The organism is Rhodovulum sp. MB263 (assembly GCF_002073975.1).
Taxonomy (GTDB): Bacteria; Pseudomonadota; Alphaproteobacteria; order Rhodobacterales; family Rhodobacteraceae; genus Rhodovulum.
Genome location: NZ_CP020384.1, coordinates 2495282 through 2519176 on the forward strand (window position 1 = coordinate 2495282; position 23895 = coordinate 2519176).

The window sequence follows — 23895 nt, forward strand, 5'->3', positions numbered from 1 at the left end:
ACATGTGTCATTCAATCGTCCTCGACCCGGACGGAGAACCGCAGGTCGATGCGACGCTGATCCTTCGCGCCGACGCGCCGGGCACGGGCGCGGTCGAACCAGAGCCCGACCACCCTCCCCCGGGCGAGCGCGAGCGGCGCCGCGGACAGGGCGTCCGAGATAGCTCCGGCGGCAGCCTTGGCCCGGGCGAACCCGCTCTCCTCGCTGACAACCGAGATCGTCACGCGGTGCAGAGCCCCGTCCGCGCCCTTGTCGGACGCGTCGCGGACCTCTTCCGGCCCGAGGCTCACATAGATCGGCGGAAGACGCCCCGCAGGCATCGCGTCGAAGATCGCATCCCCGACGATGGCAGTAATGGCGGCATGCCCCGAAATCCGCTCGAAGATCGCGGCCTGCAGCGCCGCCGCCATGCCATAGCTCATGCTGCGATCTCCTCTTCCGCGTAGCAGGCCAGATAGAGGCCGCGCGCGTCATGCTCGGTCACCGCATGGATGTGAAAGACCCGCGCGCCTTCGCGGAACCTCTGCCCGGCCGCGGGCCGGGAAGGCGCACCGGGCGGAGCGCCCCGGACCACGACCCGGTAAAGCACCCGCGACAAGGCCAGTTCCTCGCCGCCCCGCTCGCCCGCCATGCGCGGGCTCATCTCGGCCCAAAGCATACCGCGCGGCACCCAGGTTTCGGAAAAGCCGCCCGCGCCATCGGCGACAGGAACCGGCACCTCGAGAACCAGCTGCCGGTTCAGCATCGGTATCCGGCTCATCGTGGACCTCCCGCCGTCAGACGCAACGGCCGCCAGCGATCGGTAAGCGCCACGACACCGAACGGCATCGCGCCTTTGCCAGTCGGCTGCTCGACCCGGTTTTCGTAGTAATGCGCGGCCAGCAACAGCACCGCATGGCCCAGATCCTCGGGCACCGCCTCCCAGTCCGGGCCGAACCCCGCCTCGAAGTCGATCCGTACGCGGCCCTCGAAGGGAATGCCGGGCATCGTGCCCCCCGTCCCCCGCAGCTGCGGCGCATGGGTGTCGGTCACCAGCCGGTAGCGGGCGGGCGGAACCGCAACTGCGCTGCCATTTCGGTCAACGACCCGGATTTCGGTCACGGCCCGCACCGGGGCAACCGGCAAGCCCTGCCGGTCGCTCTGGCGCCAGCAATGCAGCTCATAGCTGAAACTGCGGGCGATCAGGGCCTTTCCGGTCCGCGCCTCGACCGCCGCGATGGCGGCCCGGAGCAGCGTCTCGAGATAGGCGTCCTGGTTTTCCTCTCCGGCAAATCCCGTCCCCAGACGCAGCTGCGCCTTGAACTGCGCAAGCGGAAGCGCCGCTCCGGGCACCGTCGTCTGCTCGATCAGCATCATCTTGTGGTTTCTCCGCTTTGCCTTGCTGCAAGGACGACGCGCGCAGCCCCGTCCCGCCCTGCCGGAGGGACCGACCGGACAGGGCCTTGCGGGGCTGCGCGCGCCTCACCGCCCCGAGACCGGGGACCGGTGTGGATGCGGTGCCGGATCGCCTGCGATCACGACACCGAGAACTTCAGCACCTTGATGGCGGCAAAGTCGCTGACATCACCGCCGACGCGCTTGGTGGCGTAGAACAGCACATGCGGCTTGGCCGAGAACGGATCGCGCAGCACCCGCAGATCGGGCCGCTCGGCCACGGCATAACCGGCCTGGAAATCGCCGAAGGCGATGGCCGTCGCATCCGCCGCGATGTCGGGCATGTCCTCGGCGATCAGCACCGGATAACCCAGCAACCGCGCGGGCTCGGCCGCGGCCAGCCCGTCCGACCACAGGAACCGCCCGTCGGCATCCTTCATCTTGCGAACGGCCCCGGCGGTCTTCGAATTCATCACGAATGTCGCGTTGGCGCGATAGACCGCGCCCAGCGAGTAGACCAGATCGAGGATCGCATCCGAAGGCGCGGCCACGTCGAAATCGCCATCGGCACCGGTCGCGACATAGCCGAGACTGCCCCAGGACCAGGAGGCCTCGGCAACCTTGGGATGGTCGAGAAAGCCCCGCGGCTTGTCGATACCATCGCCCGAGATGAAGGCGGCGGCCTCGGCCCGGGCGAACTTGTCGGCAATCCGTCCCGCCAGCCAGCCCTCGATGTCGAAGGCGCTGTCATCCAGCAGCCGCTGGCTGATCTTGGGCATCGCCGACAATTCGTGCAGCGGGATCGTCACCCGCTCGATCTGCGGCGTCGAGGTCTCGACCTGGCTGCCGGTCTCGCTCGACCAGCCCGACCCGGTATCCGAATGATCGACCAGCACGTCATAGGAACTGGCCTCCACCGTGACCACCTGCGAGATCGAGCGGATCGACGCCGTGGAGGTCAGGACCGACTGGATGCTGCTGGCGGTTTCGGGATCGATCAGATAGCCGCCATCGCCGGCCACCGCGGTCGACATCGCCTTGGCCTCGACTTCGATCCCGCGCAGAGCGTCATCGTCGCCGGTTCTCAGATAGGCGCCGAAGGCTTTCTTGTGAGGCACTTCGATCTCGGCGGAACGGGATAGAACGGGGCGCCCCGCGGTAACTTGCGATTTCCGGTCGAACATGGTCAGTCGCTCTTCCTGTTGTTTGAGTCTTGATTTGATTTCGGACTGGAAGCTGCTGAAATCTTTTATGAAATCTTCCAGTGCCTCACGTATTTCCATAGCTGGGCCACGCCCCCGCCCGGTCTTGACTTCGGTCTCGGTCATATCGCTTGTCCTGTCTGGGAACGGTCTTGCCGGCATCGGGGCGTTACCCCTCGGCCAGCACATGACGGGCGCCCGCAAAGGCATCCGCCAGATCGCGCAAGAGCGCCTCGGCACTTTCTTCCGTCTTGGTGCCGACCCGCGCATCGGCAAGCATCGGGAAGGTCACCAGCGACACTTCCCAAAGCTCCAGCTCGGCAAGCAACCTGTGCCCGCTTGCATCCTTGCTCGCACGCCTGGTGCGGTAGCCGATCGACAGCCCGTCGATCGCCCCGGCCGCGACCAACGCCGCCGCCTCGCGGCCGCGGGTCACATCGGTCAGGATCCGGCCCTTGACGTAAAGCCCGCGCGCATCCTCGCGAACCTCGTCCCAGACCCCGATCGGCTCCGACGGATCATGCTGCCAGAGCATTTTCACCCGCCGTCCCTCGGCCGCCATCTGCTGCAACGAGGCCCCATAGGCACCGCTCTGAACGATGTCGCCTCCGAAATCGGTGGCCCCGAAGACCGAGGCATAGCCCTCGATCACCGCACCCTCCTTCAGCGCCAGCGGCAGGGCATCGTTCTTGCAGAACTTGTGCTCGAGCGCGCTGCCAACGTCGTACTCCTTCATCTGGTCTGTCCTCTTCGCTGCTATGGGACGGAGATGGCGGCCAGGATCGAGGCGATGCCTTCGGCAAGGATCACCGCGACGATCCCGTAAACTGTCAGCCATACGCGCTTTTCGATCTGGTCCAGCATCTCCTCGATGCGTTTCAGCCGGTATTCGAGTGCGCTCCAGCGCTCTTCCATCACCCGCTCGCTGGCCTCGATCCGGATATGCGTCGCATCGAAGGGGGCGTAGAGAAACCGCGACCCCGATCTTGGCTGGGTCACCCTCGCCCCCCTTCCGGGCGCCTCGGCAACCCGAGCAGCGCGCGCTTCTCGTCTTCTGTCAGGAACTCGGCTTCTGAGATTCTCTTCCATTGCGTATCCCGCTCGGCGGCCAGCGCCGGCACCTGGTCGAGATCGGGTTTGAGAGACACCGCCGAAGAGCCGAAATGGGCAAGAAACTCGGCCAGGGCTCCGGTGACCTTCGCCACCAGGGGCACCACCGTCAGCCGATAGAAAGCGCGGTTGGCCTCCTGGTAATTGGCATAGGTCGCCTCGCCCGGAATTCCCAGAAGCATGGGCGGCACACCGAAGGCCGTGGCGATCTCGCGAGCCGCAGCCTCCTTGGTCTTCTGAAACTCCATGTCCGAGGGCGAGAAGCCCATCGGCTTCCAGTCGAGGCCGCCTTCCAGCAGCATCGGCCGTCCGGCATTCGCCGCCCCCTGGTGATAGGACAGCATCTCGTCCTGCAGCCGCGCATATTGCTCTTCGCTCAGCATCGACTGGCCGTCCGAGCCATTATAGATGATTGCGCCCGAGGGCCGGGCTGCATTGTCCAGCAGCGCCTTCGACCAGCGCGAGGCGGCATTGTGCACATCGACCGCGGTCGCGGCGGCCTGCATCGGCGACAGGCCGTAATGGTCGTCCTGCGGATGGAAATTCTTGATATGGCAGATCGGCGGCACCGGCCCGGTCATGTCGAAACGATGCTTGCGCGCGCCGACCATGTAGTCATAGGCGACGGGCCATCCGTCTGTCCCCGGCACCAGCCGCATCCGGTCCGAGCGCAGCACATGCAGTTCGAAAGGCAGCCCGGTCTCGCCGCCCACCGCCTCGAGATAGCCGTTCCCCGAAAGCAGGAGCTGGCCGTAAAGCGCCTCCATCAGCTCGGCGCGGCCTTGCGCCGGATTGGGCCGCCTGAGCAGCTCCATCACCGGATGCGTTTCGTACCGCCTGTCCTCGTCCTGGCAGATCAACGGCAAGGCCGCCGCGGATTCCGCGATCAGCTTGACCGCGCGAAAGCCGACGGGATTGGCATTGAACCCCGCCCTGATGAGCGAGCCCGTATCGCGCGGCGTCCAGGCCGCGCGGCCCGCTCCTGCCCAGGCGATCACAGGCCCCGTGGCCGAGGCCTTGGTCTCGGGCAGTGTTTCCGTCGCTCGGCGGAACAGGTTGAATTTCATCGCCAGTCATCCTCCGTTTTCGGTCGGCTCCGCCGGCGGCCGGACGGAAAGAAAAGGCCCGCCGCCCGGGTCATCCCCCGGGGACGGGCCGATCCCGGCCGTTCCGTGTCGCCCTGCGGGCTGTTCTGTCGGTCTAAAGGCCCCGCACGCGCGGCCGGCGCCACTGCGCGGCAGGCGCGATCATCAGATCGTTGATCGCCCAGACCAGGGCATCGACCCGGTCCGGGCTGCCACGGCCCTCATAGCCATGCGACGTCATGTGACACATCTGCTCCTCGAGCAGCTGCAACCCCCTGAGATGCCTGACGCGCCCCTGTTCGTAGAGCGCCGCCACGGGCTCGGCCCGGACGATCTTGCTTCGCGTCGCCCGAACCGCGCGGAACGGCACCATCGCGTCGAGCTGCCGGATCATGGTCTCGACCAGATCGCCACCCTGATTGACCTCGGCGACCAGGCGATCAGCCGAATGGCGTTCCATGGCCTCAAGCGCGATCTTTGCCCAGACTGTGGGCGCGGCGCCCGCCACGCTCGCATCCTCCAGCACGTAAGCGCTCCAGCTCTGGGGCGGCCCCTGCATCCGGACCCCGGCCACGACGATGCCGCATTCATCCGAGCCGGCATGGCTCGACACCGGCGGATCGACCGCCACCACGATCCGGTCGAGCTCCGGGGCCTCATCGACCCGCAGCGCCTCCAGCCGGGCAAGCGTCCAGAGCGCGCTTTCGGCCTCTTCCAGCAGAATGCCGTCCAGCTCCTGCCGACCGAGCCGGGTGCCGGAATAGCGCGTCCGCACCGCCTCCAGAAACGAGGCCGCAAGATTGGCGCGGTTGGCCTCGGTCGGCGCATGGGTGACGACCGTCTTCGGGTTCGACAGGATGGATTTAAGCACCGGTACATTGCGCGGCGTCGTCGTCACGCATTGCTGCGGTGCCTCGCCCAGCCTCAGCCCGAACTGAAGCATGTCCCAGGTTTCCTCGGCCCGTTTCCATTTTGCCAGCTCGTCCGACCAGGCGGCATCGAATTGCGGCCCACGAAGCGAGTCCGGATCATGCGCCGAGAAGACCTGCGCCACCGCGCCATTCGGCCAGACCAGTCGGCGCCGCGTCGCCTCCCAGTTCGGCCGCCGGTCGGGCGGCGAACAGGCCAGAATGCCGCTTTCGCCGAACACCATGACCTCGCGCGCCTCGTCGATCGTCTCGCCGACCAGCGCCACCCGGCGCGCCCGGCCTTCATCCAGCGGCCGCGCCCCCTCGACCTGCGCGCGAATCCATTCCGAACCGGCCCGGGTCTTGCCCGAGCCGCGCCCGCCCATGATCACCCAGGACCGCCAGTCGCCCTCGGGAGCAAGCTGATGCGGCAAGGCCCAGAATTCGAAAAGGTAGGGCAGCGCCAGCAGCACCGCTTCATCCATCCCCTCGAGAAACGCTGTCTGCGTCTCGGGCGGAGCGCAGGCGATCCAGTCGGCGCCTGACTTCAAGGCGCGCCTGATCAAGGTCGAGTGCCTGGATTCCTCCGTCGGAACCGGATTCCGCATTGAGCCGCCTTTCCACCCGCTGTCGTTCATCAAACGCAGTCTGGGCCGCTTTTCCGAGATCGTTCAGCGCCCCCCGCAGCATGCGGGCGCGCTCGGAATTGCCGGCCTGGATTTCTTCGATCAGGTCATTCAGGGCACGGATCATGCGCCTGTAATGTTCTTCGGCTTCCTCTAGCACCGCCCACGCTGCCGCGTCGCCCGCTGCAGGTGAGAGATCGTCTGTCATCGCGTCTGCCTGATTGACCTGCCTATTGCAGTGAGAAGACAAAGAAAAAGCGGCCTCCGGGGGTCTCCCCGTGCCGCCAATCCCACGTCTTCCAGCTTGCCTGAAGGTATATTCCAGACCGCGCGCAAAGTCAAGATGTTTATTATTAACAATGGGTTAATTCAACAGTCCCGGTCAGGCGCTCCGCCGCGGAAACACCGCTCAGTCCAGCGCCATTTCCGCGACATCCTCCGGCACGATCAACGCGGCAGAGGTCGCCGCAAGGATGTCATCGACCGTCACGCCCGGCCCCCGCTCGCGCAGAACAAGACCCGCATCGCCGGGCTCGATCACCGCCATCTCGGTCACGACCAGGCTGACCCGGCGCGTCGCGGTCAGAGGCAGCGTGCATTCCGGCACGATCTTCGGCACGCCCTTCGCGCTATGGACCATCGCCACGATCACCCGGCGCGCCCCCGTGACCAGATCCATCGCGCCGCCCATCCCCGGCACCATCTTGCCCGGCACCATCCAGTTGGCAAGATGGCCCTTTTCGTCCACCTGCAGCCCGCCCAGCACGGTCATGTCCAGATGCCCGCCCCGGATCAGCCCGAAGCTCATCGCGCTGTCGATCGAGGCGGCCCCGGGCACCGCGGTTACGAAACCGCCGCCCGCATCGGTCAGGTCGCGGTCCTCCATCCCGTCCGGCGGCCGCTGGCCCAGCCCGATCACCCCGTTCTCGGCCTGAAAGAAGACATGCATGTCGTCGGGCACGAAATTCGCTACCATCGAGGGCAGGCCGATCCCCAGATTGACCAGCATCCCCTCGCGCACCTCCTGCGCCACGCGGCGGGCGATCACTTCCTTGGCGTCCATCAGACCAGCCTTTCCAGAATGTGGTCGACCAGCACCCCCGGCGTCTTGACCGCGTCGGGCGGTATCATCCCCACGGGCATGACGTGATGCGGCTCGGCAATCACCGTGTCGGCGGCCATCGCCATCACCGGATTGAAGTTATGCGCAGTCAGCGTGTATTCGAGATTACCGACATAATCGCATTGCCGCGCCCCGATCAGCGCGAAATCGCCCCGGATCGGCTTTTCCAGCAGATAGGTCCTGCCATCGACCTCGACCGTCTGCTTGCCCTCGGCGACGACGGTGCCAAGCCCGGTCTCCGTCAGCACGCCGCCAAGCCCGACACCGCCCGCGCGGATGCGCTCGACCAGCGTGCCCTGCGGCACCAGCTCGACCTCGAGATCGCTGGCGATCATCTGGCGTTGGGTCTCGGGATTGAGGCCGATATGGCTGACGATGCATTTCGCCACCAGCCGGGCGTCGATCAGCTTGCCGATATCCTGACCCGGCCGCGCGGTATCGTTGGCAATGACGGTGAACCCGCCCACGCCACGCACGACCAGCGCATCGATCAGCCGATGCGGCGCGCCGACCCCCATGAATCCGCCGATCAGCAGGACCGCCCCCTCCGGGATCATCTCTGCGGCCTCGGCCGGTTTCAGGGCCCGTTTCATGCAGCGGCTTCCGCACGCCGCGCCAGCATGTCACGCGCGGCCCGCGCGATCACGATCTCCTCGTCGGTCGGAATGACCAGAATGCGCACCCGGCTGAAATCGGTCGAGATGATCCGTTCGTTGCGCATGTTCCGCCCCTCGTCCAGCTCCATTCCGATCCATCCCATGCCGGCGCAGACCTTGTCGCGGATCAGGGACGAGTTCTCGCCGATGCCACCGCAGAACACCATGGTGCTGATCCCGCCCAGGGCCGCGACCAGCCCGCCAAGCTCGCGGCGGATCCGGAACACGAAATAGTCGATCGCCTGGCGCGCCTCCTCGGTCCCGGCAGCCTCGAGCGTGCGCATGTCATTCGACAGCCCCGACAGGCCCAGAAGCCCCGACTTGCGATAAAGCTCGTCCTCGATCTCGGCCGGCGTCATGCCCTCGTTTCTCAGCATGTACAGCAGCACGCCCGGGTCGAGCTGACCGCAGCGCGAGCCCATCGGCAACCCGTCCAGCGCCGAGAACCCCATGGTCGAGGCCCGGGACTGCCCGCCCATCAGCCCGCACATCGAGGCGCCGTTGCCCAGATGGGCGACCACGGTACGGCCCATATGCAGATGCGGCGCGGTCTCGCGCAGGGTCTCGGAGATGTACTGATAGCTCAGCCCATGGAACCCGTAGCGCCGCACGCCCTGTTCGTAATACTTGCGCGGAATGGCGAAGGTGTCGTTGACCCAGGGGTGGTTGCGATGAAAGGCGGTGTCGAAACAGGCCAGCTGCATCGCCTCGGGGAACAGCTTCAGCGCCGCGCGCACACCCGCCAGATTATGCGGCTGATGCAGCGGAGCCAGCGGCTCGAACTGCGCAAGCCGCGTCATCACCTCGCCCGTCAGCTCGACCGGCATGTCGTAATCGGGTCCGCCATGCACCACCCGGTGCCCGACGGCGTCAAGCTCGGCCTGCGGACGCTGTTCCTTCAGGAATTCGACGGCCCGGGCCAGGGCCGTCTCGTGATCGGGCACATGGTTGCGGCCGAATTCGCGGTCAACCAGTACCACCCCGTCCTGGCGCTTGGCCTTGAGGCGGGCACGCTCGCCGGGACCGATCCGCTCGATCGAGCCGACGATGCGCGGGTCCGGATCGTCGGCCGCGCCGTTCAGACGGAAAAAGCCGAATTTCAGCGAGGAAGAGCCCGCATTGAGGGTCAGAACATGCGACATGATCCTACTCCGCCGCCCGCCGGGCCGGGAACAGACCGTTCAGCCGGGCATTGTGCAGCGTCGCCACCGCACAGGAGGCCAGCCGCGCCTTGTCGTCATCCGACCGTGAATTGAGTATGATCGGCACCTTCGCCCCCATCACGACGCCCGCCCCTTCGGCATGGCTGATATAGGCCAGTTGCTTGGCGAGCATGTTGCCCGCATCGAGGTTCGGCACAACCAGAACCTCCGCCCGGCCCGCCACCTGCGAGGTGATGCCCTTGGTGCGCGCCGCCGTCAGATCGATCGCGTTGTCCATCGCCAGCGGCCCGTCGACCATGCCGCCCCGGATCTGGCCGCGCTCGGCCATCTTCGACAAGAGCGCGGCATCGAGCGAGGAGGGAATATCGGGATTCACCGTCTCGACCGCCGACAGCACGCCCACTTTCGGCACCTCGATCCCGATCGAAATCGCAAGGTCGATGGCATTCTGCACGATATCGACCTTGGTGCGCAGATCGGGGGCGATGTTGATCGCGGCATCGGTCACCATCAGCGGATGCGGCACCCCCGGCACATCCATCACGAAGACATGGGTGAAGCGCCGTCCGGCGCGCAGCCCGTTCTCCTTGCGAAGCGCCGCCCTCAGCAGCACATCGGTGTGCAGATGCCCCTTCATCAGCGCCGCCGCCCGGCCGCCCGCCACCAGATCGACCGCAAGATGGGCAGCCGTCACGGGATCGGCCGCCTCGACGATCTCGATCCCGTCAAGCGAGGCGCCGATTTCGGCCGCCGCCGCCGAGATTTTCGCCGGATCGCCGACGAGGATCGGCGCGATGATCGTGTGACGCGCGCCCAGAAGCGCCCCGCCCAGCGCGCGCGGCTCCTCGGGGCAGACCACCGCCGTCGGCAGCGGCGCCAGCGGTTCGGCCCGTTCGATCAGCGCGTCGAAATGCCGGTGGCGCTGGATCACCAGTCCCGGGATTTCCAGATCGTTGAACACGAGCTTCTTCGGCGGGGCCTTGACCTCGGCCTCGCCGTCCAGCACCAGCGCCCCATCCGAACAGCGCTCGACCCGGGTCTCGAGCACGATCCGGTTCGGCGGACGCTTCTCGACGACTGTCACCCGGGTCAGAAGCTCGTCCCCGGCCTGGGCACGCTCGTGAAAGACAAGACTCTGGCTGCGATAGAGCGTTCCGGGACCGGGCAGCAGGTTGCCAAGAACCGCCGAGATCAGGGACGCCTCCCATATCGCGGGCGCGAGCGCTTCGTCCACGCCGTCGCCGTCGCCATCGAACTGCGCCAGATGCATCGGGTTGTAATTGCCCGAGGCGCTGGCGAAGATATAGAAATCGTCTTCGGAGCAGACCCGGACGATTTCGGCACTGTCGCCCACCGAGATTTCGTCGAAGGTGCGGTTTTCGGTGATCTTCATTCGGCAGTCTTTCCTTCTGAAACGGTCTTCGGCGGCTCCCCGGGCCGGCCTCGGGCGCCGGCGGGCTCGATGGCTCCGGCCCCGTTGGAAAAGGCCCCATGCGCGGCCAGCGGGTCCTCGACGACATCCTCGGCAAGCGGCGGCAGTTCCAGAAGCGCGCGGAACCGCTGCAGCAACTCCAGCGTATGCGGGGCCATCTCCGCGATCGGCCCCGGCACATATTGCACGACGCGCGCGGCAAGCTCGCGTTCCTGCGGATCGCGCAGAAGACAGGGCAGTGTCTCGATCGCGCCCTCGGGGTCATAGGTCGCGATCAGGGTCTGCTCATGCAGGATCCGGGCGCGGCACTCCGCCGTCAGCGAGGCGAAAGGCTCGTCCTTGTTGAGCACCCGCGCCGAGCGTTCCAGCCGGTCGCGCCGGACCGAACCGCGGCTTTCGGCCAGCAGGATCAGCATCCGGATCACCGCCTCGACGAAGCCGCCCTGCTCGACATGCGACAGTACCGTCTGCACGATCGGCATCGCGCGCAATTCGGCGGTCGATTTCCGGGGCCGCCGCACTGTCTCGGGGGCGCCGAAGGCCCGGGCCCAGGGCGAATTCCACATCGCGAAGAAGCTCATCTCGACCCAAGCATCCCGCATGTCACGCCCGAAGTCGATCCACTGTTCCGTCATGTCAGCGGCAAAGCGCTCGGCCCAGAGGAACGGATTGTCGATCGCCGCCGGATGCCGCTCCTCGCGCAGCCGCCCGGCGGCGGCGGTGACCGGCGCGAGAAAGGGATTGACCGAGGACATAGCCGTCCGTTGCACCCGCAAGGGATGCAGCCGCCGCGTCGTCTCGGCGGCCTCCGGGTTGACCGAGGCCCGGACCAGGGGCCGGACAGCGGTATCGTAGAATTCGGATTGCATGTTGCTCATCCGCGAGACCGCCGCAAAGGCCGCCTCTTCCTCGCGTCCGCCTGCGATCCGCTCGAGATCGGCAAAGCTGCGTTCGGCAAAGCTGACAAGGAAGCTGCGGTCCTGCCCGCGGCCTTCGGCGGCATCGATCCGCATCTCGTAGAGCCCCGGCGCCAGCGCCTCGATGGTCCTCAGCGTCGACGACACCTCGGCATGCTCCTTCCGGGCGATTTTCGACGAGACGAAGATCCCCAGATGGCCCACTTCCTCATGCACCATATAGACGATCCGCTGGCCGCGGATACGGATATCCTCGACCCCGGCATAGGCGTCGAGAATCCAGTTCAGCGCCTGTTGCGGCGGCGTGATGTTGTCGCCCTGGCTGGCGAAGACGATGATCGGCGCCCGGATCGCCTTGATGTCGACCGGCCAGCCCGGCTCCAGCATGGCGGTGTTCCTGGTCAGCCGGTTGCCGACGAAAAGCTGCTCGACGACCCAGCGGATCTCGGCCTCGTTCAGCGTGAAGAAGCCCCCCCACCAGCGCTCGAAATCGAGAAAGCGCTGGCGTGCGCCGGGCTGGTCGATATCGCGGAACATGTCGTAATATTTGCGGAAGTAGTTTCGGCTCGGGTTCAGGAGCTCGAAATTCATCACCAGATTGGCGCCGTCGAAGCGGCCGCCGCCCAGATCCGACCACAGCATCGGCTGCACCGCGCCGCCGAGGATCCCGGCATTGTAGCGCATCGGATGCCGGCCGACCTGTCCCGACCAGGTCGCGACCGGCGCCCCGTTCAGGACGATGGGCCCGGTCAGGTCGGGATTGGTCGCGGCCAGCAGCAGCGTCGCCCATCCGCCCTGACAATTGCCCATCACCACCGGCTTGGCCGCCGCCGGATGCCGCCGTGTCACCTCGCGCACGAATTCCGCCTCCGCACGGCAGACATCGGCCAGCGTCTGCCCCGGCACCGGATCGCGCCCGAAGGCCACGAAATAGACCGGATGGCCTCCCTTGAAGGCCACCCCCACCTCGCTGTCTGGCTTGAAGCCGCCGATCCCGCCACCATGCCCGGCCCGCGGGTCGATGATCACATAGGGCCGCTTCTCCGCGCGAAGCTCGACCCCCTCGGGCGGCACGATGCGCAGAAGCTGGTAGTTGCAGGGATGCGGCAGATCCGTCCCGTCGATCACCACCTCGTAGCGATAGGCCAGCACCGGCGGACAGCCTTCGGCTTCATGCTCGCGAAAGATGTCCCCCCTTTCGCGCAACGCATCCATCGTCAGCAGCCAGCGCTCGCCCGCATCGCGCAGATAGTCGCGATACTCCGCAGCAAGCCGTCCCGGCGTCATCTCCTTGCCGGAACTCCGCGCCGCCCCCATCAGCCGACGCATCTGGGCCAGCAGCTCGCCTATCCGCGTCGAATGGGTGTCGAGCATCCTGTTACCGTGACGCCCCGCGACCTCGCGCAGCAGGTCTGCGTTCTCAAGCGCTGCGCCCGCCAGGGCCGTCATCAGCGAAAGCCGGTCCTGTGCCAGCCCCCCCGAGCCCCCGATCAGGGCCCGCATCACCTCGGTCGGATCATCGGCAGACCTGCGGTCCGGATGCATGTCCATGGTCGTCCCCTTCAGCCGATGATCGAGTAACCGCCATCTATGGCGTGAATGCCTCCCGTCACGTTCCTGGCTTCACGGCTGGCGAGAAATGCGCAATAGGCCCCGACATCCTCGATCGTGGCCAGATGATGGATCGGCGCGCGTTCGGCCGCGGCATCGAGCAATTCGTCGAATTCCGCGATCCCCGAGGCCGCGCGCGTCGCCAGCGGCCCGGGCGAGAGCGCATGCACCGAGATCCCTTTCGGCCCCAGCTCCGCCGCCGCATAGCGCACCGTCGATTCCAGCGCGGCCTTGACCGGTCCCATCACATTGTAATGTTCGACCACCCGCGTCGCACCCGCGAAGGACACGGTCATGCAGGTCCCGCCATCGGGCATCAGCGGCTCCGCTCTGCGGATCATTCTCAGGAAGGAATGGACCGAGACATCCATCGCCAGCCCGAACCCCTCGGCCGAGCAGTCGACGACACGGCCATGCAGATCGTCGCGCGGGCAGAAGGCAATCGAATGCAGGACCGTATCGAGCCGCCCCCAGCGCGCCCCGATCTCGGCGAAGAGCTCATCCATCTGGGCCTCGTTGCGCACATCGAGCGGCATGAAGATCTCGGCGCCGACCTCCTCGGCCAGAGGCCGCACGAAAGCTTCCGCCTTTTCATTCAGATAGGTGATCGCAAGTCTGGCCCCCTGCGCCCTGAGCGCGCGTGCCGCCCCCCAGGCGATGGACTTGTCATTCGCGATCCCGACGATAAGCGCCGTCTGGCCCTCAAGTGAAAACATGCGTACTCCCCAAACCACAGCGGCTCATGACTTTGCACCCGCAGCATAACGCAGCTCGAATCCCTTTGCACCTGCAGCATAGCCGGCAGCGATGACAAAGCCGTGGCATCCGCTTGACCGGACGGCCGAATGGCGCCCCTTACAGCACCGATGTGGACAGCGCGCGCAGCGCGCGCAGCTCTGGCGCCTGCTCGTCTTCGGAGACGCCCTCGAGCACCAGGTGCAGGGTTTCGACCAGATCCGTCAGCCGGGCCATCTCGGCCGCATCAAAGCGTCCGGACGAGCGCGAGAACCCGGCCAGGCTGCGCAAGGTCTCCGTACCGACAGAGACGGATACGCCATTGGCCACCCCATGTGCGCGCGCGGCCTCGACCACCCCGCCCGGATCCTCCAGGGACGGATCGTCCCACTGGATGGCGCCCGTATTGCAAAAGCTCCAGCGCACCGCGGGGTCGAGCATCACCAGTCCGTTCAGATCGTAGTGATCGCACCAGGATTGCGGATAGGTCCGGTAAAGCACGAGCGGACGGGTGAACCGGACGTGAAGCGCCACCACGAATCCCGTATCACAGGTTCGCTGCAACAGATCCAGAAGCTCGGCGACCTTGTTTACCCTGTTCATGAACCACCCGCCGCAACCCGGAAACATACATGGTATTCTGCGCCTGTTGCTGATACCAAAGCGCCACCCCGTTCAAGACCTTCATCACAAGACGTTATCGCCCGATGGATCTTCGAAAGAAACTGACCGATCGCCTTGCTGCCCTCGCACCCGCGGGGTTTTATGTCGGACTTCGGCTGGGCTTCACCTATCCTGCCCAGGAAATCAACCGGCTGCCGGGCGACTGGACCGACCATTATGCCCGTAACGGGTTGATCGTGCAGGATCCCGTCTTCCGCTGGGTCTACGCGCGTACGGGCGTCATCTCCTGGGCGGCCCTCGCCTTCGACGACCATGCAGATGTCTTCGGACAGGCCGCAAGTTTCGGATTGATCCATGGCGCGGTGGTTTCGGTGATGCGGCCGGGCGAATCCGGTCGGCGCAGCTACGGCACCTTTGCCCGGTCCGATCGACCCTATGCCGAATCGGAAATGGCCGAACTGCTTCAGATTGTCACCCGTCTGCATCGTGCAGGCTCCGACCGGACGGGCCTCACCCATGCCGAAGCCGAAGCGCTTCGGCTTCAGGCCGACGGGATGCGGCTCAAGGAAATCTCTGCGGAACTCGACATCTCTATGAGCGCGGTCAAGGCCCGGCTGGCCAATGCCAAGCGCAAGCTCGGCGCCGCGACCACATCCCAGGCGACCTCCATGGCGCGCAGCCGCGGCGTCATCTGACTCTCTCCCCGCCCCGATTGTTCCGTTCTCCGGAAACACCTGCACCCGACGGGCGCAAGCGCCGTTCGGCTGACCAAACACCCCAAGCTTCCAGGCAATGCACCGCACACCAATTAATATTGGCGAAATCCGGCCAATATTAATCGCAACTTTGGCGAGAATTTCTGCCATCAGGCAAGACCTCAAAGGGATCTAGCGCTCCAACCAGATCGAGCGCCGATGCGAAATCGTTCCAGATAGCGGAACTTTTGCTGCCGTTAATCCATCGAAGATCGCCCTTCGCCCCGGAACAATAAACACGGAACCAGAAAACACGCCTTTTAAACGAGACGAATGACCTGTCCGGATTAAAAGATGTAAAAATGCCCGCTTTCGCCCTTGGCAAAAGCATTCTAACGGTACAAAGTCGCGCCATTGTAGATGACTATCAGAAGACCTCCACTCGACCCAAGGACAATCAAAATGGCAAAAGACCTGGAAACGCTGACCCTGAAGGAGCTGAAAGACCTCCGCAAGGATGTCGATGCCGCAATCGCGTCATTCCAAGAACGCGAGAAGGCAAAGGCACGGGCCGTTCTCGAGGCGACCGCGAAAGAAATGGGCTTCTCGCTCGATGATATCCTCGGCAAGAAGTCGCGCCGTGTGAAGCCGGTCGCGAAATACCGCAACCCCGAGAATCCCACCGAAACCTGGAGCGGCCGCGGGCGTCGTCCGCGCTGGCTCGAAGAAGCTCTGTCGAAAGGCGCCAGCCTCGAGGATTTTGCAATCGCATGATCCCTATCCCCGGGGGCGCGCATCTCTGACGGGCGCGCATCCCGGGGCCTCACGACCCAAGCCCCCCTGTCTTTCCACGAATTGCCTTTTCGCAACTGATTGCCCGGTCTTTCCCTTCCGGGCGGCGCGCTTTAGACAAGCGGCATCGCGCTCGTTCCGGGAAGGCATCGCATGACCCGCGTCTTTATCACCGGCACTGCCGGCTTCATCGGTTTCCACCTCGCCGATGTTCTGCTCTCCGAAGGCATGACCGTGCATGGCTTCGACGGCATGACCGACTATTACGACATCTCGCTCAAGCGGCAGCGCCTGGCCCTGCTGGAGGGCCGCGCGGGCTTCACGATGACCGAAGCCATGCTCGAGGACGAGCCCGCCCTCGCGGCAGCGGTCGATGCCTTCAAACCCGACATCATCGTGCATCTCGCGGCCCAGGCCGGTGTCCGCTACAGCCTCGAAAACCCCCGCGCCTATATCGACTCGAACATCGTCGGCACGTTCAATCTGATGGAGGCGGCGCGGCGGCACCAAATCCGCCACCTGATGATGGCCTCCACCTCCTCGGTCTATGGCGCCAATACGGACATGCCCTTCATCGAAACCGAGAAGGCCGACCTGCCGCTGACGATCTATGCGGCAACGAAGAAAGCCACAGAGGCGATGGGCCATGCCTATGCCCATCTGCACGATCTGCCGACCACGATGTTCCGCTTCTTCACCGTCTACGGCCCCTGGGGACGCCCCGACATGGCGCCGATCAAGTTCGCCAGCCGGATCGTGAAGGGCGAACCGATCGACATCTACAATCACGGCGACATGTATCGCGACTTCACCTATGTCACCGACCTGGTGCACGGCATTCGCCTGCTGATGGATGCGATCCCCGAGCGCCCTGCCGACGGCAAGGTTCCGGAAGGCGACAGCCTGAGCCCGGTCGCACCATTTCGGGTCGTGAATATCGGTAATTCCGAAAAGGTTCGCCTGCTCGACTTCATCGATGCCCTTGAAGCCGAACTCGGGGTCAAGGCAATCCGCAACTATATGGATATGCAACCCGGCGACGTGCCCGCGACCTGGGCGGATGCATCGCTGCTGCAGCGCCTGACCGGCTATCGTCCGCAAACCCCGATGCGCGAGGGCGTGGCCGGATTCGTCTCCTGGTTCCGCAGTCATTACGCGACCTGAAGATCGCAATCCCCGGAAAAGCAAATCGAAACGACGGCAGAGCTGCCAAAGCCCCTTGTCGGGCTTGCGACCCCATGGTTACGTTGCGAAGGGAAAGATCTCCGGTTCCGCGACATTCCGGATCTGCGAATACTATTTCTTTATGGCGGTTGCCTAAGACGATATCATGACCGCGTTTATTCAGATCACCTCTCAGAGCTTCCGCGCCCTCGCCTGCGCGGCCTGTCTGGTTGTGCCGCCCGCCTCCCTGCCCGGCCAGACCATCCCGCATCCGGGCGCGGTCCGGCTCGCGCTCCAGAATGCCGATGCCCGCGCCCTGCGTCCGAAATCGGTGATCGAATTGCAGGGGCTCCGGACCTCGCAAAGCGCATTGTCGCGCGACGGCACCCGGCTCACGCTTACCTCGCTCAATCCCAATGCCAATGCCTGGTTCCTGCTGGAAATCGACCGCCCCGACCAACGGCGCGAGGCCTATCACCTGGAAAACCCGGCACCGCTCACGCAAGATCTTTCGCTCAGCGACGATCCGGCACCGGCCCTCCTGCTGACGGAAGGACAGGCACAGATCAAATGCCGCCCCTGGGCCGTTGCAACGCCGGAGCTTTCCGATGCCCGCGCCTCGGGTCTGCCCTTCGCACCGCTTTGCAACACGCATCTCTATCTGCGCAACCCGGTCTCGGGATCGCGCACGAACCTCGAACGCACGGCCGAGTTCCTGCGCGACAATCTCTGGTTCGGCGAAAGCCTCGTCGGTCTCGTCAAGGACACGCTCTACAAGGACCGCTATCTGGCCAGCGGCCGGGTGCTCCAAGGCGCCGATCCCGGCGCGGTCGACCGCCTGCTGGGTCGGGCCGCGCTGCGCGATTTCCCGGTCATGTATACGACGATGACCTTCGAACTCGTCGGCGCCACGCCCGAACGCATGGAGATGGGGGCATGGTATGCCGTCCGGGGCGCCCCCGGCATCTATGCCTCCGCGCTTCAGCCGCGCATGATCGCGCCCGATATCCTTGCCCGCCGGGGCGAGGCCAACTGGCTCGACGGCATCGAGGGCCGCGCCGATGTCTATCTCGTCGCCTTCGACATGACCGATTTCGATATCGGCTACGAGACCGGCACCGAACATCCCCGGCTCGACTGGTCGTCGCGCCCTTCCGGTCCCGGCCGGAACCGATCGCTGCCCGGCCCGGACGGCTTCGACACCGCGCGGCCTCTGGCGACGGTCGGAATGATCAATCCCGAAGAGGCCCGCCGTGTCGCCGCCACTTTCACCGGCGGGTTCAAGCGCGACCACGGCGCCTTTCGCTTCGGTCCGATGGCCAGGTTCAATAACGGCCACCATTACGGCTTCGTCGTGCACGGGACGGTCCTCAGCAGCCTGCAACCCGACCTGTCGACCCTTTATGTGCTCGATGACGGCACAATCGGGATGAAGACCTGGACCGAGGACGACGACGCGCTGCTGCCGCAGATCCGCTTTGCCCGTCAAAACGGCGTGCCGATCATCGAGCGCGATGCCGCGACCGGCCGGGGCATCGTCGGCCCGCTGGTCCGGCAATGGGGGGCGGGCAACTGGTCGGGCTCGGCCAATGCCGATCTCAGGACGCTGCGCGCCGGTGCCTGCATGAAGACAGCCGCGGGACGCAACTTCCTGATCTATGGCTGGTTCTCGACCGCCACGCCATCGGCCATGGCGCGCACCTTCCAGGCCTATGGATGCGACTATGCGATGCTGCTCGACATGAATGCGATCGAGCATACCTACATGGCGCTTTACACCCCCGACAAGGCAGGCGGTCTCGATACGCGCCATCTGGTCGCCGGCATGAGCCGGATCGACGAGCAAAGCCGCGATGGCCGTCCGATCCCGCGTTTCATCGGCTTTCCCGACAACCGCGACTTCTTCTACCTGATGCGCAAGGAGCCTCTGAGATGACACGCTCGCTGGGCCTTCTGGCGCTCTGCGCCGCCTTGATCGCCACCCCGGCGATGACGCAGACCCTGCCCCAGGCCAATGCCCAGATGTTTCGCGAGATGCAATCCGCCCGTGGCGTCAGCACCGCCGCGATTGCCCGGATCGAAGCGATCTTCGCCCGCTCGGCCGTTATCGGACAGGGCAATCCCGCGATCACGCGTCACGCCCTGAGCCGGGAGGACTGCAATGCCCGTGTCGGCGGCAATGCGCTGGCCCATTACGCCGACAAGCGGTTCGAGAAGATCTGCGGTGCCCGCTACATGGCCCCGCTATACGATCCGCGCAGCGAACGGCCCGAGGAGGCGAAAGCCTGTATCGACCAGTTCGAATATCCCGATATCCCCTGCAGCTATCCGGTGGTCTGGGTGAAGGCGAAGGAAGCTGCCGAGATCTGCGCTGCCGAGGGCAAGCGGCTTTGCGATGCGCACGAATGGGAAGGCGCCTGCGCAGGGGCTCTGGAGCCGCCCGATTACCGCTTCGACCTTGCCCGCGGCCAGTTCGCCTCGGGTGCCGTCGGCCGGATGCGCGCGGCCCATAACGCGAAATATCAGGGCAGCGCCAGCTGGAGCTACGGCCCCGCCTTTCGCAGCGGGATCTGTGCCCAGAACAGCGTGAAAAGCCCGTCCTGTCCGGGCGGCGGATTCGGCAATTGCGGGTCGAACACATATCCGACGGGCAGCTTCGCCAACTGCAAAAGTCCGCTTCAGGTCTATGACATCAACGGAAATGCGGCCGAGCACATGAATCTGCCGCTCGCTCCGGACCAGATGGCCAGTGCCGGCAGCACCGGGCTCGGGGTGACGGAAATGAAGGGATCCTGGTTCATCTGGGACAGATATCGCGCGCATCCCGACTGGTGCCGCTGGCGGGCGCCGTTCTGGCACGGCACCCGCGTCATGAGCCCCGCCAGCCATGAAAACTATCACCTCGGCTTCCGCTGCTGCAAAACCCTGAACTGACACCGCCCCCGAAGGATCGCGCGTCTTCCCCACCGCGTTATAGCCAACAGAATGCGGCCCGTGCCGCTTCCCTGCTTCTGCCTTCCGCAGGGGCCTCTCTTCGGAAAGCAGAGACCCCGGACAGCGTCCGCCTCCTTGCTTGAGAACATCGGGCCAGCAGGACGGCTTCCGTTGCTGTACCCGCAGGGCCTCTGCCCCACCGGCAAAGCCATCGCGCGCCACAGCTCTTTTGCCAGCCGCAAGACCTGAAAGCCGCATCGCCCTCCAGACGCGGCGCAACAGGGGCGAGCGGATCCAACAAGCCGAAGACCGGATGCCCGGAGTAAACAGCAGACGACTTCCCCGGCCCTGGCCATGCCGCCGGCAACGGGCGAGACCGTCCTTGAGAACGCGGTGTCGTCGCCCCGCTCGCCACGGCACGATGGCGCGTTGGTGGCGCCAGCAGGCGTTGCGTCACCCTGCGGTCAAGCCGCTGTGCCGCATCTCGGGGCATATCCTTGCATATCCGCCCCGGCGCGCGGAACACACAGCGCGCGGCCATCGCCCGGCTCCCAGCTCGCACCCGCCGTCGCCGCTTCGGGTCCTCCGGCTGACAAGGGCCCCTCAGCCCGTACGGGCCTCGCCCGGCAGGATCGTGTCGGGCGAGATGCCCCGCCGTTCGGCGCTGTCACGCACGGCCGCGCGGATCGTCGGACTGCGTGACAAGAGCTTGCGGAATCGCAATTCGTCCAGCAGCAGAAGCGTCGAGGGCGCGATCGCACGTGCCTCGGCGCGCCGGGGCTTTTGCAGCAGCATCGACATCTGCCCGAACATTTCGCCCCGCCCCAGCCGCACGGTCTGGCCCGCCGTTTCCATCTCGACCGCGCCGGTGGCGATGAAGAACACGCTCTTGGCGGGCATGTCCTTGCGGAAGATCACCTCGCCCGGGTTCACATGCCGGGTCACCAGCGAGCGTGCCAACCGTCGAAGCGCGGTCTCGTCGAGATCGGCAAAAAGCGTAAAGCGGCGCACAAGATCTGCCTTGCCAACCGCAAGGTCGAGCGGCGGCCGCTCTTCGGCCTCGGCCCGGCGACGGCCGATATCCTGGGTCAGCACGGTATGCAGTTCCGCCCCGATCAGACCGTCCTCGCGCATCGCGAGATATTCGCGTTCTTCAAGCCGCAGCGCGGTGCGGCGTATGAAGCGGCGTTCAAGCTCTTCGGCATAGCCCGGATATTGCAACCTCAGCCCGTCCAGCGCGGTCTCGACTGCCTCGCTGCGACGGGCCAGAAGCTCGTGCAGCAGGTCGGCCACCCGGCGGCCGTGAATCCGCCGGATGCGGCCATCGATGAAACCGTCGAGATCGCGCAGGATAAGTCGCTGCGACAGCAGCATCTCGAACCGGTCCGCCGTCATCCGGGCCAGCGGCGCAACAAGCCCCAGCCGGTTGTTCAACACCACCGCCAGCCGGAAGGTGCGGCCATAGCCGGTACCGACCTTCGAGGCACGCACATAGCCGGTGCGCCCGTCCGAACGCGCGCCCTCGATCAACCGGTCGGCATTCGACAGGAGCCGTTCGGTCAGCCCGGTCGATATGGTCCGGTCGCGGATGCGGTCGAGGATGGCGTCGCGCTCGGCGCCCGCCAGCGCGATCAGCCCCAGCGTGACCCGGTCGCGGTCGAGGATCGGCGCCTCGGCCTCGGCCGCCTTCACCGCCTCGTCGAGCCTTTCGCCGAAGCGCTTGGCCTCCGAGCGGACGATGTCATGGCTCAGATTGTAGTTCTCGGTGGTGCGCGCCACATCCTCGCGCACGGTCTGCAACGAGACCGCCACCACCTGGTTCGAAAGCGCCTGATCGAGCGGCGAGAGCCGGTCGAGCCCCAGCCGCCCGATGACCCAGCGCAGCGTGGTGCCCTGCACGATCAGGGTGAAGAGGGTGAAGCCGGTGGCAAGGATGCCGACCACCCGCTTGGCCTCGCCCGGCACGCGCAGGCTTTCGGTCACGGCCAGCGCCAGCGCCAGCGTCACCGCCCCGCGCAGCCCGCCCCAGAGGATCGCCACGCGATAGGGCCGCTCGACCATGGGCGAAAGCTTCAGAGCCGACAGCAGCGGCATCAGCCCGAACAGGATCACCACCCGTGCCGCGATCGCCGCGCCGACCACGACCGCCACAAGCTTGAGATCTTCCAGCCGCAGCTCTTCGAGAAGCCGCGGGATCAGCAGCGCCGCCAAAACGAAGATGAGCGCCCCGGCCCAATGCGCAAGCAAGTCCCAGACCTCGCGGAGCTTGGTCATCGCAACCGGCGTCAGCCGGCCCGGTCCGGTCAGGTTCAGCGTCAGTCCCAGCGTCACCACCGCGATCACGCCCGAGGCCCCGACGATGCGCTCGGCACAGATATAGGCCAGGTAGGGCAGCGCCACCGACACCGAAATCTGCGCCAGTTCGAACCGGGCGAACAGCGCCATGATCCAGAGCCCGACCCGCGTCGCGACCCAGCCCACGAGCACGCCGCCCGCGACAAGCACCGGAATCTGCGTCAGCGCATCCGACAGCGTCGGGTCGGGCACACCGAGCATCACGAAACCCATGAACAGCCCGAACAGCGCGATGGCGGCGGCGTCGTTCAGAAGGCTCTCGCCCTCGATGATCCGCGCCAGTCGGCGCGGCGCCGAGATCGAGCGGAAAATGCTGACCACGGCCGAGGGGTCGGTGGTCGAGACAATGGAGCCGATGAGAAGACAGACCGCGATCGGCAGGGCCGAGGCGAAGGCAAGCGCATAGCCGACCGACAGCGTGGCAACCACCACCGCGACCACGGCCAGAACGAGGATCGGCACCCAGTCGTCGAGTATCCGCCGGAGATTCATGCCAAGCGTGGCCTGAAACAGCAGCGTCGGCAGGAAGACATAGAGAAAGACGTTCGAGCGGATCGGCAGGCTCGTGATCGCGTTGGCGACCGGATTGAGCGCATCCGTGAGGTCGGTCCGCAGCAGGAAGATGGCGCCGCCGCCGACCAGGATGCCGAGCGTCGCGAGGATCACCGCATAGGGCATGCGCAGGCGCGCAGCCAGTGGTTCGGCCGCGCCGATGACAAGAAAAAGGCAGGCCACGATCGTGGTCAGAAGTACGATGTCCATGGTCCTCACATAGCGGGAACTGGGGCGGAGAAAACCACTCTCCGACCGCACGCGTCGTCAGGCCGCGTCCGGGCGGAAGGGAAGGGTCGGCAGCGCCGGCGGCGCGGTGATCCTGCGGCCGGATCAGCCCAGCAGCGAGGCGACCCGGCGCAGCGCAAGCTCGTAGCCCTCGACGCCGCAGCCCGCGATCACGCCATCGGCGCGGAGCGAGACATACGAGCGGTGCCGGAACGGCTCGCGGCGGTGGACATTCGAGATATGGACCTCGATCACCGGTCCGTCGAAGGCATTGAGCGCATCGAGCAGCGCAACCGATGTATGTGTGAAGGCGGCCGGATTGATGACGATGGCCGCGGCCGACTGGCGGGCCTCGTGGATCCAGTCGACCAGAGCACCCTCATGGTTCGACTGCAGGAAGCGGATCGCATGCCCGGCCCCGGCGGCGATCCGGGCGCAGGACGCCTCGACATCGGCCAGCGTCTCATGGCCGTAGATCTCGGGCTCGCGCTGGCCGAGCAGGTTCAGGTTGGGGCCGTTCAGGATGTAGATCGTCTTCATGGCATGCTCCGGGGCCTCGACCCCGCCTGTCTAGACGGTCCCGGGCCGGGCGGGAAGCCCGGCCGACAC

At 65.8% G+C, this 23895-nt stretch carries 23 protein-coding genes; 5 read left to right on the top strand and 18 right to left on the bottom strand.

Features of this window, described 5'->3' with window-relative positions; genetic code table 11:
- Positions 1 to 11: 11 nt before the first annotated feature.
- The 16 genes from B5V46_RS11640 to B5V46_RS11710 form a co-directional block, all read right to left on the bottom strand.
- Positions 12 to 422 carry a DUF3168 domain-containing protein gene (locus tag B5V46_RS11640; protein ID WP_080616758.1) on the bottom strand — a complete coding sequence of 137 codons (411 nt, stop codon included), beginning with the start codon at positions 420 to 422 and terminating at the stop codon, positions 12 to 14.
- A complete protein-coding gene (locus B5V46_RS11645; protein ID WP_080616759.1) occupies positions 419 to 760 on the bottom strand; it encodes a head-tail adaptor protein in 342 nt (113 codons plus the stop codon). Before B5V46_RS11645 ends, B5V46_RS11640 begins: the two co-directional genes overlap by 4 nt.
- Positions 757 to 1356: a hypothetical protein gene (locus tag B5V46_RS11650; protein WP_080616760.1), complete on the bottom strand. Its 600-nt coding sequence runs from the start codon at positions 1354 to 1356 to the stop codon at positions 757 to 759. Before B5V46_RS11650 ends, B5V46_RS11645 begins: the two co-directional genes overlap by 4 nt.
- Before the next feature lie 158 nt (positions 1357 to 1514).
- Positions 1515 to 2702 (bottom strand): phage major capsid protein, encoded by a 1188-nt coding sequence (locus B5V46_RS11655; RefSeq protein ID WP_080616761.1) that lies wholly within the window; start codon positions 2700 to 2702, stop codon positions 1515 to 1517.
- A gap of 43 nt (positions 2703 to 2745) precedes the next feature.
- A complete protein-coding gene (locus B5V46_RS11660) occupies positions 2746 to 3312 on the bottom strand; it encodes an HK97 family phage prohead protease (RefSeq protein WP_080616762.1) in 567 nt (188 codons plus the stop codon).
- A gap of 20 nt (positions 3313 to 3332) precedes the next feature.
- Entirely contained in the window at positions 3333 to 3575 is a 243-nt protein-coding gene (locus B5V46_RS11665; RefSeq protein ID WP_080616763.1) for a hypothetical protein, read from the bottom strand.
- Entirely contained in the window at positions 3572 to 4753 is a 1182-nt protein-coding gene (locus B5V46_RS11670; RefSeq protein ID WP_080616764.1) for a phage portal protein, read from the bottom strand. The genes B5V46_RS11665 and B5V46_RS11670 overlap by 4 nt, the downstream gene beginning before the upstream one ends.
- Positions 4754 to 4886: 133 nt before the next feature.
- Positions 4887 to 6230, bottom strand: a complete 1344-nt coding sequence (locus B5V46_RS11675) for a DNA-packaging protein (RefSeq protein ID WP_369822782.1) — start codon at positions 6228 to 6230, stop codon at positions 4887 to 4889.
- Entirely contained in the window at positions 6157 to 6513 is a 357-nt protein-coding gene (locus tag B5V46_RS19820) for a hypothetical protein (RefSeq protein ID WP_155774037.1), read from the bottom strand. Before B5V46_RS19820 ends, B5V46_RS11675 begins: the two co-directional genes overlap by 74 nt.
- 201 nt (positions 6514 to 6714) lie before the next feature.
- The gene (locus tag B5V46_RS11680; protein ID WP_080616766.1) at positions 6715 to 7368 is read right to left on the bottom strand and encodes a 3-oxoacid CoA-transferase subunit B; all 654 of its coding nucleotides are present in this window, start codon (positions 7366 to 7368) and stop codon (positions 6715 to 6717) included.
- On the bottom strand, positions 7368 to 8021 hold the full coding sequence (locus B5V46_RS11685; RefSeq protein WP_080616767.1) for a CoA transferase subunit A: 654 nt from the start codon (positions 8019 to 8021) through the stop codon (positions 7368 to 7370). Before B5V46_RS11685 ends, B5V46_RS11680 begins: the two co-directional genes overlap by 1 nt.
- Positions 8018 to 9226 (bottom strand): acetate/propionate family kinase, encoded by a 1209-nt coding sequence (locus B5V46_RS11690; protein WP_080616768.1) that lies wholly within the window; start codon positions 9224 to 9226, stop codon positions 8018 to 8020. The genes B5V46_RS11685 and B5V46_RS11690 overlap by 4 nt, the downstream gene beginning before the upstream one ends.
- A gap of 4 nt (positions 9227 to 9230) precedes the next feature.
- Positions 9231 to 10640: a bifunctional enoyl-CoA hydratase/phosphate acetyltransferase gene (locus tag B5V46_RS11695; RefSeq protein ID WP_080616769.1), complete on the bottom strand. Its 1410-nt coding sequence runs from the start codon at positions 10638 to 10640 to the stop codon at positions 9231 to 9233.
- Positions 10637 to 13147 (bottom strand): DUF3141 domain-containing protein, encoded by a 2511-nt coding sequence (locus B5V46_RS11700; RefSeq protein ID WP_231119099.1) that lies wholly within the window; start codon positions 13145 to 13147, stop codon positions 10637 to 10639. Before B5V46_RS11700 ends, B5V46_RS11695 begins: the two co-directional genes overlap by 4 nt.
- 11 nt (positions 13148 to 13158) lie before the next feature.
- Positions 13159 to 13923: an enoyl-ACP reductase FabI gene (fabI, locus tag B5V46_RS11705; RefSeq protein ID WP_080616770.1), complete on the bottom strand. Its 765-nt coding sequence runs from the start codon at positions 13921 to 13923 to the stop codon at positions 13159 to 13161.
- 139 nt (positions 13924 to 14062) lie between these two features.
- Positions 14063 to 14545, bottom strand: a complete 483-nt coding sequence (locus B5V46_RS11710) for an autoinducer binding domain-containing protein (protein WP_196774237.1) — start codon at positions 14543 to 14545, stop codon at positions 14063 to 14065.
- Between the two features lie 104 nt (positions 14546 to 14649).
- Here B5V46_RS11710 and B5V46_RS11715 point away from each other — a divergent pair, with 104 nt between their 5' ends.
- From B5V46_RS11715 to B5V46_RS11735, 5 genes are all read left to right on the top strand, one after another.
- On the top strand, positions 14650 to 15261 hold the full coding sequence (locus B5V46_RS11715) for a LuxR family transcriptional regulator (protein ID WP_080616772.1): 612 nt from the start codon (positions 14650 to 14652) through the stop codon (positions 15259 to 15261).
- Positions 15262 to 15681: 420 nt separating this feature from the next.
- A complete protein-coding gene (locus B5V46_RS11720; RefSeq protein ID WP_231119100.1) occupies positions 15682 to 16035 on the top strand; it encodes an H-NS family nucleoid-associated regulatory protein in 354 nt (117 codons plus the stop codon).
- A 171-nt stretch (positions 16036 to 16206) separates the two neighbouring features.
- Positions 16207 to 17217, top strand: a complete 1011-nt coding sequence (locus tag B5V46_RS11725) for an NAD-dependent epimerase/dehydratase family protein (RefSeq protein WP_080616774.1) — start codon at positions 16207 to 16209, stop codon at positions 17215 to 17217.
- A gap of 166 nt (positions 17218 to 17383) precedes the next feature.
- The gene (locus B5V46_RS11730) at positions 17384 to 19153 is read left to right on the top strand and encodes a hypothetical protein (RefSeq protein ID WP_080616775.1); all 1770 of its coding nucleotides are present in this window, start codon (positions 17384 to 17386) and stop codon (positions 19151 to 19153) included.
- Positions 19150 to 20151, top strand: a complete 1002-nt coding sequence (locus tag B5V46_RS11735; RefSeq protein ID WP_080616776.1) for a hypothetical protein — start codon at positions 19150 to 19152, stop codon at positions 20149 to 20151. The genes B5V46_RS11730 and B5V46_RS11735 overlap by 4 nt, the downstream gene beginning before the upstream one ends.
- A 603-nt stretch (positions 20152 to 20754) precedes the next feature.
- Here the strand turns inward: B5V46_RS11735 and B5V46_RS11740 are convergent.
- Positions 20755 to 23268, bottom strand: coding sequence for a cation:proton antiporter (locus B5V46_RS11740; protein WP_080616777.1), 2514 nt, complete (start codon positions 23266 to 23268; stop codon positions 20755 to 20757).
- 123 nt (positions 23269 to 23391) lie between these two features.
- Positions 23392 to 23826 (bottom strand): type II 3-dehydroquinate dehydratase, encoded by a 435-nt coding sequence (aroQ, locus tag B5V46_RS11745; RefSeq protein WP_080616778.1) that lies wholly within the window; start codon positions 23824 to 23826, stop codon positions 23392 to 23394.
- Between the last annotated feature and the right edge of the window lie 69 nt (positions 23827 to 23895).